This window comes from Acinetobacter sp. Colony158 (assembly GCF_019264745.1).
Taxonomy (GTDB): Bacteria; Pseudomonadota; Gammaproteobacteria; order Pseudomonadales; family Moraxellaceae; genus Acinetobacter; species Acinetobacter ursingii.
On sequence record NZ_CP078523.1, the window covers coordinates 1122654 to 1124085 of the forward strand.

The 1432-nt window shown below is 42.2% G+C and carries 2 protein-coding genes; both read right to left on the bottom strand.

Going from position 1 to position 1432, the window contains the following annotated elements; genetic code table 11:
• The coding region (locus JR005_RS04340) for a fatty acid desaturase family protein (RefSeq protein ID WP_416378506.1) at positions 1 to 1081 on the bottom strand (1081 nt) is incomplete at its 3' end.
• A gap of 38 nt (positions 1082 to 1119) precedes the next feature.
• A partial coding sequence (locus JR005_RS14550) for a 2Fe-2S iron-sulfur cluster-binding protein (protein WP_228731751.1) occupies positions 1120 to 1432 on the bottom strand: 313 nt, incomplete at its 5' end.

Sequence of the window (1432 nt, forward strand, 5' to 3'; positions counted from 1 at the left end):
GTAATGAACATTTAGCCAAACGTACCCAAACGCTCCAGAACTGTTTCATAAAGTCCGCTTCATTATAGTTCACCCCATATTCTTGACATAATGCTTTAATTTTTGGGGCAACTTCTGAGTAGCGATTAGCCGGCATATCTGGAAATAAATGGTGCTCAATTTGGTGGCTCAAATTGCCACTTAAAATATGTAACCAGTCTGTCCCCGTAAAATTGCTCGAACCACGAATCTGACGTAAATACCACTGCGCGCGAGTTTCAGTTGCGGTGTTATCTTCTTCAAAAGTTTCAGCGTCTTCGGTGAAATGACCGTTAAAAATCACCGCAGACGACCATAAACTACGAATGATATTGGCCGCAGCATTACCCAAAAAGACAGGAATGGCATTTGGTCCAGCAATCAATGGAAAAAACACATAATCTTTACCGACCTGACGCACTACTTTTTTGCGCAATTTAGCCGAATCTTTCCAAACCTCTTTCCATGATTTGGTTTTGTATACAATGGCATCTTCTAAATGTAAATTCTGCGCCCCAACATACCATTCAAAAAACACCATTAGTTGCATTGCCATTGGAACATTCAATAAGAAGCGGGGTTCCCATTTTTGTTGTTCACTGACGCGCAATAGTCCATAACCGACATCATGATCTTTACCGACAATATTGGTATAGGTGTGATGGACATAGTTATGGGTATGTTTCCAGTCATCGCCAGTCGAAATGGTATCCCAGTCATAATTGGCACCATTTAAACTAGGATCATTCAGCCAATCAAACTGACCATGCATGACGTTATGACCGAGCTCCATATTTTCGACAATTTTGGAAATACCCAGTAGACCAGTCCCTAATAACCAAACAGGTGGAATCCAGCCACCAAACATCAACATGCTACGTGAGGCGATTTCGCTATAACGCACGAAATTACGAATTTTATAGATATATTGGGCATCAGCCTCTCCTATATTTTCCATGACTTCACGGCGAATCTGTTCAACACGGCGACCAAACTCCTCAACCTGCTCTGGGGTCAAATAGTTAGATTTGCTGTTCAACGGAAATTTTACGGACATATTCATTATTTTTCTCCGAATCTATTTAAATGGGCTGACGATTGTTAAAGATTGATCGCGACAGGACTGATGGCCTGACTGACGCATAGCTTAATTTGGGTGTTATTGCCATGATCAATTTCACCCGTCAGAATATTTTTGGTGGAACCACTGATTTTGGTACAGGTACAGGTATTACAAATTCCCATACGACAGCCATGTGCTGGACGTAAGCCCGCTTGCTCGGCACTTTCCAGTAAGTTGCTGTGGGCTTCAAATGCCTGTTGCGAACGCAAGAAAGTGACAGGTTGTGCTTCAAGGCTTTCATCTACCACGGGCTGGAAATACTCCATATGCAGACGATCACTCAAATTTAAC